Annotated in this window: 14 protein-coding genes; 12 read left to right on the top strand and 2 right to left on the bottom strand. The window is 68.9% G+C overall.

The genetic code is table 11. The annotated features are described in order from the left end of the window. Positions 1 to 29 precede the first annotated feature (29 nt). The 9 genes from RCF13_RS06975 to RCF13_RS06935 all read left to right on the top strand — a co-directional run bounded on the left by RCF13_RS06975 (position 30) and on the right by RCF13_RS06935 (position 9676). Positions 30 to 1280, top strand: a complete 1251-nt coding sequence (locus tag RCF13_RS06975) for an NAD(P)/FAD-dependent oxidoreductase (protein ID WP_134968938.1) — start codon at positions 30 to 32, stop codon at positions 1278 to 1280. Continuing rightward, positions 1268 to 1825, top strand: coding sequence for a DUF3261 domain-containing protein (locus RCF13_RS06970; protein WP_134968939.1), 558 nt, complete (start codon positions 1268 to 1270; stop codon positions 1823 to 1825). The genes RCF13_RS06975 and RCF13_RS06970 overlap by 13 nt, the downstream gene beginning before the upstream one ends. Continuing rightward, complete coding sequence (locus tag RCF13_RS06965; RefSeq protein ID WP_061480631.1) at positions 1822 to 3006, top strand: beta-ketoacyl-ACP synthase; 1185 nt, start codon at positions 1822 to 1824, stop codon at positions 3004 to 3006. The genes RCF13_RS06970 and RCF13_RS06965 overlap by 4 nt, the downstream gene beginning before the upstream one ends. Then, on the top strand, positions 3003 to 3458 hold the full coding sequence (locus RCF13_RS06960; protein ID WP_005420287.1) for a hypothetical protein: 456 nt from the start codon (positions 3003 to 3005) through the stop codon (positions 3456 to 3458). The genes RCF13_RS06965 and RCF13_RS06960 overlap by 4 nt, the downstream gene beginning before the upstream one ends. Beyond that, positions 3455 to 4186 carry a 3-ketoacyl-ACP reductase FabG2 gene (locus RCF13_RS06955; RefSeq protein ID WP_134968940.1) on the top strand — a complete coding sequence of 244 codons (732 nt, stop codon included), beginning with the start codon at positions 3455 to 3457 and terminating at the stop codon, positions 4184 to 4186. Before RCF13_RS06960 ends, RCF13_RS06955 begins: the two co-directional genes overlap by 4 nt. After that, the gene (locus tag RCF13_RS06950; protein WP_134968941.1) at positions 4186 to 5424 is read left to right on the top strand and encodes a beta-ketoacyl-ACP synthase; all 1239 of its coding nucleotides are present in this window, start codon (positions 4186 to 4188) and stop codon (positions 5422 to 5424) included. Before RCF13_RS06955 ends, RCF13_RS06950 begins: the two co-directional genes overlap by 1 nt. A 59-nt stretch (positions 5425 to 5483) precedes the next feature. Next, complete coding sequence (locus tag RCF13_RS06945) at positions 5484 to 5924, top strand: hypothetical protein (protein WP_005420284.1); 441 nt, start codon at positions 5484 to 5486, stop codon at positions 5922 to 5924. Positions 5925 to 6084: 160 nt separating this feature from the next. Continuing rightward, a complete protein-coding gene (locus RCF13_RS06940; protein ID WP_014648833.1) occupies positions 6085 to 6345 on the top strand; it encodes a YcgL domain-containing protein in 261 nt (86 codons plus the stop codon). Then, positions 6338 to 9676 carry an ankyrin repeat domain-containing protein gene (locus RCF13_RS06935; RefSeq protein ID WP_061478971.1) on the top strand — a complete coding sequence of 1113 codons (3339 nt, stop codon included), beginning with the start codon at positions 6338 to 6340 and terminating at the stop codon, positions 9674 to 9676. The genes RCF13_RS06940 and RCF13_RS06935 overlap by 8 nt, the downstream gene beginning before the upstream one ends. Before the next feature lie 76 nt (positions 9677 to 9752). Here the strand turns inward: RCF13_RS06935 and RCF13_RS06930 are convergent, their stop codons facing one another. Continuing rightward, positions 9753 to 11531, bottom strand: coding sequence for a monovalent cation:proton antiporter-2 (CPA2) family protein (locus tag RCF13_RS06930; protein ID WP_134969060.1), 1779 nt, complete (start codon positions 11529 to 11531; stop codon positions 9753 to 9755). Positions 11532 to 11871: 340 nt separating this feature from the next. On the opposite strand from RCF13_RS06930, the gene mgtE reads away from it, so the two are divergent. Together mgtE and RCF13_RS06920 are read left to right on the top strand one after the other, a co-directional pair. Continuing rightward, complete coding sequence (gene mgtE / locus RCF13_RS06925) at positions 11872 to 13242, top strand: magnesium transporter (protein ID WP_134969059.1); 1371 nt, start codon at positions 11872 to 11874, stop codon at positions 13240 to 13242. A 134-nt stretch (positions 13243 to 13376) separates the two neighbouring features. Beyond that, positions 13377 to 16103: a bifunctional acetate--CoA ligase family protein/GNAT family N-acetyltransferase gene (locus tag RCF13_RS06920; RefSeq protein ID WP_134969058.1), complete on the top strand. Its 2727-nt coding sequence runs from the start codon at positions 13377 to 13379 to the stop codon at positions 16101 to 16103. Positions 16104 to 16158: 55 nt separating this feature from the next. Here the strand turns inward: RCF13_RS06920 and RCF13_RS06915 are convergent, their stop codons facing one another. Next, entirely contained in the window at positions 16159 to 16539 is a 381-nt protein-coding gene (locus RCF13_RS06915; RefSeq protein ID WP_065185897.1) for a YbjQ family protein, read from the bottom strand. A gap of 98 nt (positions 16540 to 16637) precedes the next feature. On the opposite strand from RCF13_RS06915, the gene RCF13_RS06910 reads away from it, so the two are divergent. Continuing rightward, on the top strand, positions 16638 to 17339 hold the full coding sequence (locus RCF13_RS06910; RefSeq protein ID WP_134969057.1) for an alpha/beta hydrolase: 702 nt from the start codon (positions 16638 to 16640) through the stop codon (positions 17337 to 17339). Positions 17340 to 17531: the final 192 nt, after the last annotated feature.

Below are 17531 nucleotides of genomic sequence, written 5' to 3'. Positions count from 1 at the left end.
CCACTTGATCGAGCAACAAGGACGCACCGATGAACACTGCTGTGGATGCTGTCGAACGCACTGAAATCCTGATCATCGGCGCCGGCCCGGCCGGTTCCGTGGTCGCGGCGATGCTGCGCCAGCAGGGCCGCCAGGTGCTGATGCTGGAGCGCCAGCAGTTCCCGCGCTTCTCCATCGGCGAAAGCCTGCTGCCGCAGAGCATGGAGTACATCGAGGCGGCCGGCCTGCTGCAGGACGTGGTCGAGGCGGGCTTCCAGTACAAGAACGGTGCCGCCTTCGTGCACGGCGAAGCGCGTACTGCGTTCGATTTCAGGAAGAAGTTCTCGCCGGGTTGGGGCACCACCTACCAGGTGCAGCGCGCCGACTTCGACAACGTGCTGGCACGCGGCGCCGAGCGCATGGGGGCCACGCTGCGTTTCGGCGACGAGGTGCTGTCGGTCGAGCCGGGCGAGCAACCGGCGGTGACGGTACGCCGCCCGGACGGCAGCGAGTACCGCATCGAGGCCGATTTCATCCTCGACGCCTCAGGCTTCGCGCGCCTGCTGCCGCGGCTGCTGCAGCTGGAATCGCCGTCCAACTTCCCGGTGCGCGGCGCGATCTTCTGCCACGTGCGCGACAACATTCCGGCCGAAGCGGAATTCGACCGCAACAAGATCCTGATCACCACCCACCCCGAGCACATCGACGTCTGGTATTGGACGATCCCGTTCTCCAATGGCTGCTGTTCGCTGGGCGTGGTCGCCGAGCCGTCGTTCTTCGAGCGCTACGAGGGTGACGACCTGCAGAAGCTGCAGGCCATCGTCGGCGAGGACCCCAACCTGACCCGCCTGCTGGCCAACGCCGAATGGGCGGTGCTGCCGGTGCGCCGCATCACCGGCTATTCGGCCAACGTCAGCTCGCTGTGGGGGCCCGGCTACGCGTTGCTGGGCAACGCCGGCGAGTTCCTAGATCCGGTGTTCTCCTCCGGCGTGACCATTGCCTTCAAGTCCGCGCAGCTCGCCAGCGAATGCCTCAAGCGCCGCTATGCCGGCCAGGCCGTGGACTGGGAGGCCGAGTTCTCGATCCCGCTGCGCGCGGGCGTGAAGACCTTCCGCCGCTTCGTCGAAAGCTGGTACCAGGGCGGCTTCCAGAAGATCATCTACCACCCGCAGCAGCAGCCCGAAGTGCGCGACATGATCAGCTCCATCCTGGCCGGTTACGCCTGGGACACCAAGAATCCGTATGTGGCCGATGAAAGTGGTCGCCGCATGCGCGTGCTGGAGGAATTGTGCAGCGCCTGATCTTCCGTACTGCGGCCCTGCTGCTGTGCCTGCTGCTGGCCGCCTGTGCCGGCCGCATGCCGAAACCGCAGGTGGAACTGCCGCCGCTGCGCCTGGCGCCGGCCAGCCTGCCGACGCCGCTGGCGCTGCAGCAGCAGCTGCATTTCCGCTTCGGCACGCATGAGCGCGATCTCGACGCGCTGCTGGAAGCCGACGCCCAGCAGGTGCAGCTGGCCGTGCAGGCGATGGGCCAGACCGGCGTGCGCCTGCAATGGGACGGCCAGCAGCTGACCCAGCAGCGCGCGCCATGGCTGCCACCGCAGGTGCGCGCCGAGCGCGTGCTGGATGACCTGCAGTTCGCGCTGTGGCCGACCGCGGCCATTGCCGCCGTGCTGCCGCCGGGCTGGCAGGTCAGTGATGATGGCCATCAGCGCAGCCTGTCGCGTGAGGGCACCGTGTGGCTGCACCTGCAGCGGCTGGACGATGGCAGCGTGCAGCTGGACAACCGCGCCGAAGGCTATGCGCTGCGCATCGAATCGATCGACATGGCCGGGCCGGACCGATGAGCGCACCGATCTACCTGAACGACCTGGGTGTGGTCTGTGCACTCGGCGCTGGCCGCGCCGCAGTGACGTCGGCACTGTTCGCCGACGCGCCGGGCGGGCTCAGCGACAACGACAGCCTGTTGCCGGGGCGCACCCTGGCGCTGGGAGAAGTACGCACGCCGCTGCCGGCGCTGGATGACCTGCCGGTGGCCCTGCGCGGGCGCAACAATGCCCTGCTGGACGTGGCATTGGCTCAGATCGCGCCGGCAGTGGCCGCGGCGATCGCCCGCCATGGCGCCGAGCGCGTAGCGGTGGTGCTGGGCACCAGCACCTCGGGCATTGGTGAATCGGAGCAGGCATTGCGCAGCCATGCCGAACAGGGCCAGTGGCCGCAGGGCTTTGATTACGCCCAGCAGGAAATGGGCACCGCCGCGCAGTTCGTGCGCCAGCGCAGTGGCGCACAGGGGCCGGCATGGACCCTGTCCACTGCCTGCTCGTCCAGTGCCAAGGCGCTGATGTCGGCCGCACGCATGCTGCGCGCCGGCATCGTCGATGCGGTGATCGCCGGTGGCGCCGATTCGCTGTGCCGCTTCACCGTGGCCGGCTTCAGCGCGCTGGAATCGGTCTCGGCCCAACGCTGCAATCCGTTCTCGCAGCATCGTACCGGTATCAACATCGGCGAAGGCGCCGCGCTGTTCCTGCTCACCCGCGAACCCGGCCCGGTATGCCTGGCGGGGTGGGGCGAGTCGGCCGACGCCCATCACATGTCCGCCCCGGACCCGCAGGGCCTGGGTGCCATCGACGCCCTGCAGCAGGCGCTGCAGCGTGCTGGCTGGGCCGCCGGTGAAGTGGACTATGTGAACCTGCATGGGACCGCGACCGGACACAACGATGCGATGGAAAGCCTGGCCGTGTCGCAGGTGCTGGGCAGCCACGTGCCGGCCAGTTCGACCAAGCCGTTGACCGGCCACACGCTGGGTGCCTCGGGTGCCATCGAGGCGGCGCTGTGCTGGATCGTGCTGGCCGAGAACCCGCAGCAGCTGCTGCCGCCGCACTGGTGGGACGGCGTGGCCGACCCGGCACTGCCGGTGCTGCCGCTGGTCGCACCGGGCACGCGCCTTGCGCAGCCGCCACGGCGGGTGCTGAGCAATTCGTTCGCCTTCGGCGGCAGCAATGCCGTGCTGGCACTGGAGCGTCGATGAACACGCTGTACGCGATCGAAGACGTGGTGCCGCACCGCCAGGACATGTGCCTGCTGGAGCGCATCACGCAATGGGACCAGGACGCCATCGAGGCCGAACTGGTGGTGCCCGAGGCCGGCCTGTTCGTCGAGGATGACCAGGTGCCGGCATGGGTCGGCATCGAGTACATGGCGCAGGCCATCGCGGCCTGGGCCGGTTGCCGCGCGCGTGCGGCCGGCAGGCCACCGCAGCTGGGCTTCCTGCTCGGCAGCCGCCGCTACAGCAGCGCGCGCAGCAGCTTCCCCAGCGGTTCGCGGCTGCGCGTACAGGCGCGCTGCGAGCTGTTGGGTGACAATGGATTGGGGATGTTCGCCTGCCGCATCCTGGCAGGCGAGGAAGAATGGGCGACAGCCAACGTCTCGGTGTTCGAACCGGCCGACGCGATGGCCTATCTGGAGAGTGGACAGGCATGACAGGGAATCGAAGCGTGCTGGTGACCGGCGCCAGCCGGGGCATCGGCCGGGCCATCGCGCTGCGCATCGCGCGCGATGGCTTCGACGTGGTGGTGCATTGCCGCAGCCGCGTGGATGAAGCACAGGCGGTGGTCACCGAGATCCAGGCACTGGGCCAGCAGGCCCGCGTACTGGTGTTCGACGTGGCCGACCGCGAGGCCGCGAGGGCCGCGCTGGAAGCCGATGTCGAGGCACATGGCGCGTATTACGGCGTGGTCTGCAATGCCGGCATCGCCCGTGACGGCGCCTTCCCGGCGCTGTCAGCGGACGATTGGGACCAGGTCGTCCACACCAACCTGGATGGCTTCTACAACGTGCTGCATCCGCTGATCATGCCGATGGTGCGGCGGCGCAAGCCGGGCCGCATCGTCACCCTGTCGTCGGTCTCCGGACTGGCCGGCAACCGCGGGCAGGTCAACTACAGTGCCGCCAAGGCCGGCATCATCGGCGCCACCAAGGCCCTGGCGCTGGAACTGGCCAGCCGCCAGATCACCGTCAACTGCGTGGCCCCGGGCCTGATCGAGACCGAAATGCTCAACGACGAAGTGGTTGAACACGCGCTCAAGCTGATTCCCGCCGGCCGCGTTGGCCGCCCGGACGAAGTGGCGGCTACCGTGGCGTTCCTGCTGTCCGAACCGGCCGGCTACATCACCCGGCAGGTGATCTCGGTGAACGGAGGCATGCTCTGATGGCCGCCGATCGTCGCGTGGTGGTCACCGGCGCCGCCGCCGTCAGTCCGCTCGGCCACGACTGGCCCACCATCGAAGCGCACCTGCGCAGCTGCCGCAACGCGGTGCGTGCGATGCCCGAGTGGGATGTCTATGCCGGGCTGAACACCAAGCTGGCCGCGCCGGCGCTGGACTTCGAGCTGCCGCCGAACTACAACCGCAAGACCACCCGCTCGATGGGCAAGGTCGCGATCATGTCGGTGCGCGCCACCGAGGTGGCGCTGCGCGAGGCAGGCCTGCATGAGCATCCGGTGCTGCGCAGTGGCCGTACCGGCGTGGCCTATGGTTCCTCGTCCGGCAGCCACGAGGCCACCGGCGAATTCGGGCGCATGCTCAACGAATTCACCACGGATGGCATCAGCGCCACGACCTACCTGAAGATGATGAGCCACACCGCGCCGGTCAACATCGGCGTGTTCTTCGGCCTGTCCGGGCGCGTGTACACCACCTCCAGCGCCTGCACGTCGGGCAGCCAGGGTGTGGGCGCGGCCTATGAAGCCATCCGCAGCGGCAAGCAGACGGTGATGGTGGCCGGCGGTGCCGAGCAGCTCGATGCCACCGCTGCAGCGGTGTTCGACACGCTGTTCGCCACCAGCGTGCGCAACGACGCGCCGCAGACCACGCCACGCCCGTTCGATGCCGGCCGCGATGGCCTGGTGCTGGGCGAGGGCGCCTGCACGCTGATCCTGGAAGACCTGGAACACGCGCAGGCGCGCGGCGCCACCATCCTTGCAGAGGTGGTCGGCTACGGCACCAACAGCGATGGCCAGCACGTCACCCAGCCCAGTGCCGACACCATGGCCCAGGCCATGCGCCTGGCATTGGAGGACGCCGGCCTGGACGCGGCGCAGATCGACTACGTCAACGCCCATGGCACCGCCACCGACCACGGCGACATCGCCGAGACCCAGGCTACCGCACAGGTGTTCGGCAGCCGCGTGCCGATCAGCTCGCTGAAGAGCTACGTCGGCCACATGCTGGGTGCCTGTGGCGCGTTCGAGGCCTGGGTGAGCATCCAGATGATGCGTGCCGGCTGGTTCGCGCCCACCCTGAACCTGGCCGAGGTCGACCCGCGCTGTGGCCAGCTCGACTTCATCACCGGGCAGGGCCGCGAACTGCAGGCCGAGTACGTGATGAGCAACAACTTCGCCTTCGGCGGCATCAACACCTCGCTGGTGTTCCGCCGCTGGAGCGAGTGATCCACTGCGCCAACACACCGTTCCCGTTACCCCCGCACCCTCGACAAGGAGATGTTCCGATGCGCCGCACTCTCATGATCGCCACGGCTACCGCGCTGCTGGCCCTGACTTCCACCGCTTCCGCCCGCGACACGCGTGTCGAACAGTCCCTGCAGGAACTGGTCAATTCGCAGGCCGCCAAGGACGCCGGCATCGACGGCAGCGTGCGCTTCTACCTGGCCGGCCAGCCGGTCAGCGTGCAGCAGCGCCTGGGCGAAGACGTGACCAACAAGAAGACCAACGCCGCCAACAAGAGCGATGCCGAGGCCTGCCGCTGGGTTGCGCTGTCGGCACTGCGCGCGCTGCAGGACGGTGCCAAGTCGCGCGGCGCCAACGCCGTGGTCGACATCGTCAGCTATTACAAGAAGAACGAGTTCAAGAGCAGCACCAACTACGAGTGCTACGCCGGTGCCATCCTCGCGGGTGTCGCGCTGAAGGGCACCTACGCCAAGGTCAAGTAAGCGCCGGTGTGGCGGCGGCGCAGCCTGAACGTCGCCGCCACATTGCTGAACCCCGCAGGCGAAACGCCGCCGATCGCGCCGCCATCGCCGGCTGACGGCTTTCCCCGGTGTCGGCTTTCCGACACAATCATGGCTCTTCCCGGGTTATCGTCCCGCGGACATGCACGCCTACGTCTATAAAAGCCAACTCAAGCCGGACACCTACGTCTACGTTCCCCGACGCGATGATTTCAGCGCGCTGCCCGCGCCGCTGCTCACCTCGCTGGGGACGCTCGCCTTCGTGCTGGAGGTGGCCCTGGATGCCCAGCGCCGCCTGGCGCAGGCTGACCCGGAAAAGGTCCGCAGCGAAATGAGCGAGCGCGGGTTCTACCTGCAGGTGCCGCCGTCGGTGGCCAGCCTGATGCCGCGCCACTATGACTGACGCCTCCCGTCCGCGCATTCTGTCAATTGCCTTCGCCGCGGGCGCGGTGCTGGCGCTGGGCGCCGCCGTGGGCGGCGTTCCGGGTGCGGTCCTTGCCGCATTGGCGCAGCCCGCGTTCGCGTTGGCGATATCGTGGTGGCGCCGCAGCCGCGCGCTGCTGCCGCTGAAGGTGGTCGCACGCCAGGACCTGCCGGCGCTGCTGGCCTTGTGGGCAGCCGCGCCGCTGTTGCTGGCGCTGCTGCTGGCCTGGCCGCTCGCAGCGCTGCGTGACAGCGGCAGCCTGGCGGCAGTGCTTGGCCTGAGCGTACTGGTCAGTGCCGGCCTGCTGGCGGCCTGGCGCACCTGGCCATTGTGGAACGATGTCGAACGCCTGGATGGCAGCCTGGCCCAGCACTGGCAGGCGCTGGCGGGGCGCGACCTGACTGCCTGGCGTGGCCTCGGAGTGGCCGCGCTGGTCATTGCGCTGGCCGCGCTGGTGGTGCTGCCGGCCTGGCCGGGCCTGTTGCCGGAAAGCGCGCGCTGGCCCGCCGCACTGGCGGTCGTACTGCTGTCGCCGGTGCTGCACCTGCTGCTGCAGCGGGTCGCGCCCGCGCCGCTGGTGTCGCTGCGCTCCAGCCCGTTGGCGGCGTCCAGCGCTGCACCCGAACCGATGTTCGCAGCGGCGGCCGAAACCGTGCCGCTGGAGGCGATGGCGCCGCAGGAACTGACACCGGCGCTGTATGAGGCCGCCCGCCAGGGCCGCATCGACCGGGGCCTGCAGCTGCTGCAGGCCGGTGCCGATCCGTATGCGCTGCCGGACCCGAACTGGCGTGACCAGCGGAGCCTGGCGGTGCTGGCCGCGGTGCTGCCGGACCTGCGCCTGCTGCGCGAACTGATTGCCCGCGGCGTCGATGTGAATGCGCCGCACCGGGGCATGACCCCGCTGCTGGCGGCGACCCGCGACAGTTGGCATGGCCGCCCCGAAGCGGTGATGACCCTGCTCGCCAACGGCGCCGACTCGCGTGCCACCGACAGTGATGGCAACACCCCGCTGCACCATGCCGCACGCAGTTCCGACCCGGGGGTGGCCGCGCTGCTGCGCGATGCCGCTGCCGAAGTCGATGCGCTGAACCGTGATGGCTGGTCGCCGCTGGCGGTGGCCTGCCAGGTGGGCAACTGGCGTCTGGCCCGCTTCCTGCTCGAACGCGGTGCACGCTGCGAACCGGCCGATGGCACCCCGGTGCTGCTGGCCGCCGCCGCCACCGAGGATGATGATCCGGCGGGCGTGCAGCTGCTGCTCAAGCACAAGGCACGGGCCGACGCCCGCGATCGCCAGCGCCGCAGTGCGTTGCATGAGGCGGCCCTGGCCGGCCATGTCGAGATCATCGGCGTGCTGCTCGGCGCGGGCGCCAATCTGGAGGCGCGCGATGCACTGGGGCGTACGCCGTGGCTGGAAGCGGCCCGTGCCGGTCGCGCCGCCGTGATCGAGCACCTGCTGCCGCACAAGCCGGACCTGGTCGCGGTGGACGGCGAAGGCCGCAATGCGGTGCAGCTGGCGGCGATGGCCGAGGATGTCTCGCCGCTGCTGATCAAGCGCCTGGTCGAACTGGGCATCGCGGCCGATGCCACCGATCCGCTCGGCCGCCGTGCGGTGGACTACGCCGCCGAAGCCGGCCGCTGGGCGATCGTAGCCCTGCTGGACCCGTCCTATCCGTTGCCGGCCGCGGTCAGTGATGGCCTGGCCGATCGTGGCGAAGCGGCCAGTGCCAGCGGTCTGCTGCCGGACCGTCCGCCGCTGACCCTGCTGCGCGAGGCCCTGGGCTTCGGCAATACCGACGGCATGGCGGCGCTGGCCAGGCTGTGCCAGCCGGAGGAACTGGGCGGGCTGCTGCTCGATCCGGAGTTGGCGCTGGAACCGCGTGCGGTGGACTGGCTGCTGGGCCACGGCGCCGATCCCTACGTGCGTGACGCCTGTTCCGACACACCGATGTTCGCGCTGTTGTCGCGCGGCATCGACGCGGTGCCGGCGCTGCAGGTCATGCTGCAGCGTGGCCTGTCGCCGGCCGGACGCGGTGGCCTGGCACGCTTCCTTGCTGCCTGCGCACAGCACGACCAGGCCGCGCGTGGCCTGGAACAGCTGGCACTGGAACTGCTTGAGCGTGGCGCCGATCCGTTCGCCGCCTCGCCGGCGGGCGATCCGCCGCTGTCGCTGGCGGTGCGGCTGGGGTGGCTGCGGCTGCAGCAGGCCCTGCTCAAGGCCGGCGTTGATCGCGAGGCACGCGACAGCCACGGCATGACCGCACTGCACCTGGCCACCGCATTGGCCCGCGAAGGCGCGCTTAAGCTGCTGGTGCAGCATGGTGCCTCGCCGGAAGCACGTGCCGCCGACGGCCAGACACCGCTGGGCGTGGCGCTGTCGATCGGTCGCCGCGATCTGGCCGACTGGCTCGATTGGCGGGTGTGGCCGTTGCCGCGCCGCACCCTGCGCGAGGCCGATCTACCGGCCGCCGCAATGGCCGGTGACGTCGATGCCGTGCGCCGCCTGATCGATCTGGGCTTCGCCGTCGACGCCGTCGACGCACAGGGCTGCACCGCGCTGCTGCGTGCTGCCGGTGGCGGCCACCTGGCGGTAACCGACCTGCTGCTGGCGCGCGGCGCCGATCCGCAGCACGCGGCGGCCAGTGGCGCGACGCCGCTGTCGGCGGCGGTCAGCATGCGCCAGGTGGACATCGTTTCGGCCCTGCTCGACGCTGGCGCCAAGCTGGAACACCGCCTGCCGGGTGGCGTGACGGTGCTGATGCTGGCCTCCGCGCTGGGCCTTCCGGACATCGTCGCGCGCCTGCTCACGGCGGGTGCCGACGTGCATGCCGGTGACGCGCAGCAGCTGGGTCCGCTGCACTGTGCCGCGCTTTACGGTTTCAGTGCCCGCGACCGCTCGCGCCTGCTGGCGCTGCTCGACACCCTGCTGCTGGCCGGCGCCGAACCGGACCAGGCCGCCGCTGGTTCTGTCACGCCGCTGCTGCTGCTGCTGGGCGCGCGCGCCGAGCCGGGTACCGCCTGCGACGAGCAGGTGGTGATGGCCGCAGTGGAGCGCCTGCTGGACGAGGACGTAAGCCTGGACGTACGCGACCCGCGCGGCTTCGGCCCGCTGCATCTGGCCGCGCTGCATGGCCTGCCGCTGCTGGTGCAGCGCCTGCTGCGCGCCGGCGCCGATCCTGAAGCGCGCGACAGCCTCAACCGCAGTCCGCGCGAGATCGCGGTGATGCGCGGCTTCATCGACGTGGCCGGCGAATTCGAGCCGCGTGTGCCGGGCGTTTCCTCGATGGCGCGGTTCCTGCGCGACAACGGCTGATTCCTGGAAAAGGGTCGTGCCGGCCGCTGGCCGGCAACCGCAATCTGTGGTGGGTGCCGACCGTGGGTCGGCACGCCTACTTGCCGTCGCTTTCCGCGTCGGCCTCGAACAGATGCATCAGGTCGTTGCGTGCATCACGCGAGGTCTGGATCACCGCGGCCTCGTCGTCGTACACCAGGTACTGGTCGCGCAGCAGCTGCTCATCATGCTCACGGAAGCGCTGCACATGGCGTTCGGCCACGTCCGGCGCCACGCCCAATGCGGTCAGCACGCGCCCGCTCATTTCCAGACTGGTGCCGAACACTTCGCGGAACGGCTCGGCCGACATGTCCATCAGTCGCCAGGCATGCTGGCGGTTGCGTGCACGCGCCAGCACCTTCGCGTCCGGGTACAGCCGGCGCACCATGCGCACCGCGCGCAGGTTGGTCTCCGGGTCGTCCACGGTGATGACGAACACATCGATGTGTTCGCCACCCGCTGCACGCAGCATCTCCGGGCGGGTCGGGTCGCCGTAGTACAGCTGGTTGCCGAAGCGGCGCAGGTCGGCCACCGTGTCCGGGTTTGCCTCCAGCGCCACGAACGGCACCTTCTGTGCGGTCAGCAGGCGCGCGATCACCTGGCCGAAGCGGCCCATGCCGGCGATCAGCACCTTGGGCCGGTTGTCCGGTGCCACCTTGTCGGCCTCGGCGCTCCCGCGCGGTGGAACCTTCTCCTGGCCGAGCAGCTTGAGCAGCGCGATCATCAGCAGTGGCGTGATCGCCATCGACAGGCCGACGATCGCCACCAGCCGATCGTGATTGGCGTTGCCGAGCAGGTGCGCGCGCTGCGCTTCGTTGAACACCACGAAGGCGAACTCGCCCCCCAGCCACAGCACGCCGCCCAGCAGCAGCGACTGCCGCGGACTGAGCTTTGCAATACGGCCAATCACATACAGCAGGCTGAACTTGACCACCAGCAGGATCGCCACGCCGGCGGCGATCAGCCACGGCTCTGCGGCGATGCGGTCGAGATCGATGCCCATGCCCACGGCGATGAAGAACAGCCCCAGCAGCAGGCCCTTGAACGGCTCGATCTGCGCTTCCAGTTCGTGCCGGAACTCCGAATCGGACAGCAGCACCCCGGCCAGGAACGCGCCCAGGCTGGGGCTGAGGCCCGCTTCCTGCATGAACCAGGCAGTGCCCAGTACCACCAGCAGGGCGGTGGCGGTGAACACTTCCGGGCTGCGGGTGCGGGCGATGATGCTGAACACCTTGCGCAGCACCGGTCGCCCGCACAGGATCACCACGGCCAGCGCGCCGAGGGCCACGGCGGCATCTTCCCAGCGCAGGGTCTCGTTCTTCGCCCCGCCCAGCAGCGGGATGGCCGCCAGCAGCGGGATCGCGATCAGGTCCTGGAACAGCAGGATGGCAAAACCCAGCCGGCCATGGTCGCTGTTGATCGCCTTGTGCTCGGACAGCAGCTGCAGGCCTACCGCGGTGGATGACAGCGCCAGCGCAATACCGACCACCAGCGCGCTCTTCCACTGGAAGTGGTCGAGCAGCAGCAGGCCGCCCAGCACCAGCCCGGACATCGCCACCTGCGCCGCGCCCGCGCCGAACACCGAGCGCCGCATCACCTTCAGGCGTGCCGGCGACAGCTCCAGGCCGATCACGAACAGCAGCATCACCACGCCGATCTCGGCCGCGCCGAGGATGCGGTCGGCGTCCTGCACGAAGCCCAGCCCGTCCGGGCCCAGCACCACGCCGGCCGCCAGGTAGCCCAGCACCGCGCCGAAGCCGAACTTCTTGAACACCGGCACGGCAATGACCGCCGCCAGCAGCAGCACCAGGGCCAGTTCCAGACCGCCGCTATGCATGGGAATACCTGGTCATCGGGGAAGCCCGCAGTGCGTCCGTTCGGGTGGGGTAGGGCGTGGTGAGCACCACCGCGACATTATGCGCGCCGGTCTGTGTACGCACGAGAACAACCGGCCAGGCTTCGGTGCGGGGCTGCCGGGTTGACCTGCATGGCCCGCGGGTCCAGACTGCCCGCCGCTGGCGGCGCACCGCCGGCACGCGCATTCCGGAGTCCCCAACCCATGTCCAGCGACAGTAGAAGTCGACCTCGTTCGACGCCAGCGATGGCCACCGCCTGACATCGGGACGGTTTGCCTGCGTTGGCGTTGCGCGAGGTCGCACCCCCACAAGGCAAAACCGATGAACCAGAAGCAATTGCTGCGCCCGGTGGCCGATGCCGCCGCATTGGCTGCACCGCTGGCGAACTACAACACCGCCGATGCGGTGGAATTTCTCAACACACTGGAACTGGCCCGCGCCGCGGAAACGCTGGCCGCGCTGCCGTTGCCGCGTGCAGTAAAAATGCTGGAAGCGCCGGAACTGCACCGCAGTGGCGAACTGGTGGCCGCGCTGCCGCCGGCGCGCGCCGCCGCCCTGCTCGGTCTGATGGCCGATGACCGCGCGACCGACATCGTCCACGAGCTGGATGAGGAAGAACGCGCGCGGCTGATCCCACTGCTGGGCACCGACGCCCGCCAGGCCATCCAGAAGCTGCTGAGCTATCCGCCGAACACCGCCGGCGCGCTGATGACCACCGAGTACGTGGCGGTACCCGCCAGCTGGACCGTGGCGCAGACCCTGCAGCACATCCGCCAGGTCGAGCGTACCCGCGAGACGGTGTACGCGATCTACGTGCTGGAGCCGGCCAGCCAGCAGTTGCAGCAGGTGGTGACCATGCGCCGGCTGATCACCGGCCTGCCCGAGGAATCGATCCTGGACGTGGCCCAGGTCAATCCGCCGGTGACGGTGAACGCGCTGATGGACCAGGAAGAAGTCGCGCGTCTGATCCGCCGCCACGACCTGCTGGCGATCCCGGTGGTCGATGCGCAGCAGCAGATGCTCGGCATCGTCACCGTGGACGACGTGCTCGATGCGCTGATCGAGGAATCCACCGAGGACGCGCACAAGTTCGGCGGCATGGAAGCGCTGGACAAGCCGTACATGCAGATCGGCTTATTAGAGATGCTGCGCAAGCGCGCCGGCTGGCTGAGCGTGCTGTTCCTGGGCGAGATGCTGACCGCCAGCGCGATGCAGCACTACGAGGACGAACTGGCGCGCGCGGTGGTGCTGACCTTGTTCATCCCGTTGATCATGAGTTCGGGCGGCAATTCCGGCTCGCAGGCCACCTCGCTGCTGATCCGCAGCCTGGCGCTGCGCGAACTGCGCCTGCGCGACTGGTGGAAGGTGGCCATCCGCGAGATCCCGACCGGCATGGTGCTGGGTGCCATCCTCGGCTGCCTGGCGATCGTGCGCATCGTGATCTGGCAGCTGGGTGGCCTGCATGACTACGGCGAGCACTGGATCCTGCTGGCGATCACCATCGGTGCCGCGCTGGTCGGCATCGTCACCTTCGGTTCGCTGTCCGGCTCGATGCTGCCCTTCATCCTGAAGCGGCTCGGCTTCGACCCGGCCAGCGCCTCGGCCCCGTTCGTGGCCACCCTGGTGGATGTGACCGGCCTGGTGATCTACTTCAGCATCGCCGCGATGATCCTGCACGGCACGTTGTTGTAAGCCGGAGCCACCGTGCTCTGGTAGGTGCCGACCTTGGTCGGCACGCAGAACAAAAAGGGGACGGAGGGGATTAAGTCGTTTGTGGCACAAACGACTTAATCCCCTCCGTCCCCTTTTTTGGGTACCGTAGGCGCATGAGTACCTACCACCTGCAGTCCGTCTTCCGTCCGCAGTCGGTCGCGGTGATCGGCGGCAGCCCGCGTGAGCGTTCGGCCGGCCGCGCGGTGATGCGCAACCTGCGCAGCACCGGCTTCCCCGGCAAGGTGGCGTGGATCAACCCGCGGCACGCCGAAATTGATGGCATCCGCACGATCAAGCGGCTGAAGGACCTGGACTGGGTGCCCGACCTGGTGGTGATCACCGCGCCCGCGGCGATCGTGCCGCAGGTGGTGCGTACCGCTGCAGAGCGGGGCGTGCAGGCGGCGATCATCCTCACCGCGCACCTGGGCGAAGGCCCGGGTTCGTTGTCCGCACAGGTAGAGGCGGTGGCGCGCAAGCATGGCCTGCGCATCCTCGGGCCGCATTGCCTGGGCGTCATCGCGCCGCACGCGCGACTCAATGCCAGCATCGCCGCGCACTTCCCGCAGGCCGGCGACCTCGCCCTGATCTCCGAATCCTCGGCCATTGCCGCCGCGCTGGTGGAGTGGGGCGTGGCGCGCTCGGTGGGCTTCTCCGCCGTGGTCTCGCTGGGCGACACGATGGACGTCGACTTCGGCGACCTGCTCGACTACTTCGCCACCGACTACCGCACCCGCGCCATCCTGCTCTATGTCGAGCAGATCAAGGACGCGCGCAAGTTCATGTCGGCCGCGCGTGCCGCCGCCCGCGCCAAGCCGGTGGTGGTGGTGAAGTCCGGTCGCGCCGAGCGCGTGCAGCCGGGCAGCCGCGATACCCATGTGCAGGCCCTGGCGCGTGCCGATGATGTGTACGGCGCGGCCTTCAATCGTGCCGGCCTGCTGCGCGTGGGTGCGCTGGACGAACTGTTCACCGCCGCCGAATCGCTCGGGCGGTTGGGCACCTTCCCCGGTCGCCGCCTGGCCATCCTCAGCAATGGTGGTGGTGTCGGTCGCCTGGCCGTGGACCAACTCATCGCATTGCGTGGCACGCTGGCCAACCTGTCCGACAGCACGGTCGAGAAACTCGACGCGGTGCTGCCGCAGGGCTGGTCGCGCAGCAATCCGGTGGACATCGTGGTCGACGCCGATGGTGACCGCTATGCCGCGGCCATCGAAGCGCTGCTGGCCGACAACGAGAATGACGCGGTGATGGTGGTCAACGTACCCACCGCATTCACCTCGTCCGCAGACGCGGCGCAGGCCCTCACCCGCACGCTCGGCCTACGCCCGCGCCATCATCGCGACAAGCCGGTGTTCGCGGTGTGGCTGGGCAACGATGACCAGGCCACCGCCACGCTCAACGCGGCGCGGGTGCCGACCTATCCGACCGAGGCCGAAGCCGTACGTGGCTTCCAGCATCTGGTGCGCTATCGCGAGGCACAGAGCGCGTTGATGGAAACGCCGCCCAGCCTGCCGCAGGACTTCAGCGTCGACACGGGCACCGGGCGCGCACTGGTCGATGCCGCGCTGGCCAATGGCCAGCAGTGGCTGGACCCTCTGGCCACGCATGAGCTGCTCAAGGCCTACGGCATCCCGTCCGCGCCGGTGATGCACGCGCGTGATGCGCACGAGGCGATGGACCTTGCGCAGCCGCTGCTGGAACGCGGTGCCACGGTTGCGCTGAAGATTCTCTCGCCGGATATTCCGCACAAGTCGGAAGTGGATGGTGTGCGCCTGAACCTGTCCACGCTGCCGGCGGTGCAGAGCGCGGCCAACGCGATCCTGTCGCGTGCGCGCCAGCTGCGGCCGGATGCGCGCATCGATGGCCTGCTGGTGCAGCCGACCATCGTCCGCCCGAAGGCGCGCGAACTGATTGTCGGCATCGCCGATGACGCGACGTTCGGCCCGGTGATCGTGGTCGGCCGTGGCGGCACCGCCGTCGAAGTGATCAACGACAAGGCGCTGGCCCTGCCGCCGCTGGACCTGCGCCTGGCCCACGAGCTGATCGGCCAGACCCGTGCTTCGCGCATCCTCAAGGCCTACGGCGATGTACCGGCTGCCGACGAACGCGTGCTGGCGCTGGCACTGGTGAAGCTGGCACAGCTGGCCGCCGATATTCCCGAAGTGCGCACGCTGGACATCAACCCGCTGCTGGTCGACAGCAAGGGCATCCTTGCCCTCGACGCACGCGTGGCGGTGGCACCGTCGCGCATCCTGCACAAGGGCCGTGGCCATCCGCGCTTTTCGGTGTTTCCGTATCCGAAGGAGTGGGAGCGCACCATCGAACTGTCCGATGGCGGCCGGGCCTTCGTGCGCCCGGTGCGGCCGGAGGATGACGCGCTGTTCCGTGCGTTCTTCGCCCGCGTCAGCGACGAGGACCTGCGCCTGCGCTTCTTCCAGTCGGTGAAGCACTTCAGCCACGAGTTCATCGCGCGCCTGACCCAGCTCGACTACGCGCGCTCGATCGCGCTGGTAGCGATCGAACCGCGCAGCGGCGAGATGCTGGGCGCCGTGCGCCTGCACGCCGATGCCGATTATCATCGCGGCGAGTACGGCATCCTGATCCGCTCGGACCTGAAGGGCCACGGCATCGGCTGGCGGCTGATGGCGATCATGATCGAGTACGCCAAGTGGCTGGGCCTGGACGTGGTCGAAGGCCAGGTGCTGCGCGAGAACAGCACCATGCTGGCGATGTGCCAGAGCCTGGGATTCAAGACCCGACTCGACCCGGACGACCCGACGGTGATGATGGTGACCTTGCCGGTGCAGCAGGTCGAGGTGCCCGACGTGCCGCCGGTGGCGTAATTCCTGTAGAGCCGAGCCTACGCTCGGCTGCTTTTGCGTACGCTTGGCGGCTGCATCACCGCACCGGCTCTACCACCACCGCCGTGCCATAGCACAGCACTTCGGTCAGCCCGGTCATCACATCGGTGGCGTCGTAGCGCATGCCGATGATCGCGTTGGCGCCCAGCTGCCGCGCGTGCTTGACCATGTCGCGGTAGGTTTCCTCGCGGGCCTGTTCGCACAGTTCGGTGTAGATGGTGATGTTGCCGCCGAACAGGGTCTGGATGCCGCCGAGGAAATTGCCGACGATCGAGCGCGAGCGCACGGTGATGCCGCGTACCACGCCGAGGTTGCGCACCACGCGATGGCCGGGCAGCTCGAAGGCGGTGGTGACCAGCGCATCGTCGAAGCGCAGTGCCGGCGGGGAAGGGGTGCCGCTGTTGTAGGGGTCTGCCATGGTCGCGTCCGTGTCGTAGAGTCGAGCTTGCTCGACTCTACAGTGCAATCACCCGTTGCGGCATGGTGCCGTCACCCCGCCGGCGCGACAATATCTCCATGACCGACCGTATCCCCCTGTTGCTGCTGCCCGGCCTGCTCAACGATGCCGAGCTGTGGCGCGCGCAGATGGCCGACCTGGCCGACATCGCTGACTGCACGGTAGGCGACCAGACCCGTGGCGAGACCCTCCAAGCGGTCGCCGAGGACGTGCTCGCACAGGCACCGGAGCGCTTTGCGCTGGCTGGTTTCTCACTGGGCGGCTTCGTTGCCCAGCAGATCCTGCGCATTGCGCCGGAGCGCGTGCTGCAGCTGGCGCTGATCGATACCTCGATCCACGCCGATTCACCGGAACGTGCCGAACAACGCCGCAGCCAGCGCGCCAGCGTGCGCCTGCCGGGCAGGTTCCACGGCTTCGGCGATGCGCTGATGCGCAGCTACATCGACGCCTCGCGGCTGGACGACTATGTGCTGGTGCAGCGCGTGCGCGACATGACCGCCCGCCTGGGGGCGGAGGTATTCCTGCGCCAGAGTGCGCTGGAGCGGCGCGACGGCCATGATCTGCTGGCCGGTTACCAAGATCCGCTGTTGATCGTCTGCGGGGCCAACGACCGCATCACGCCGCTGGCAGTGAGCGAGGAAATGCACGACCTGGTGCCGCACTCGCAGCTGGTGGTGGTGCCCGATTGCGGGCACCTGGCCCCGATGGAAAAGCCGGACGAGGTCAGTGCGGCGATGCGTGGGTGGTTGTTGCAGGCCTGATGGATCCGCCGGGCCTTGGCCGGCGCTACCCATTCGTATGCGGGAGAGCCCGGGCATGCGCGTGCCCACCCGGCAGGGATTGGGGCGGGCCTGGTTTTTAGGCGGGCCCGCGGGGCGGGGCCGGGGGCACCGGTATAGGCGGGGTTCGCGCGGGGCCTTGCCCGGCGGATCCATCAGGCCTGCAACAACCAC

Source organism: Stenotrophomonas maltophilia group sp. RNC7 (genome assembly GCF_030910085.1).
GTDB classification, from domain to species: domain Bacteria; phylum Pseudomonadota; class Gammaproteobacteria; order Xanthomonadales; family Xanthomonadaceae; genus Stenotrophomonas; species Stenotrophomonas sepilia.
This window is presented reverse-complemented; position numbering and strand designations above follow the sequence as displayed.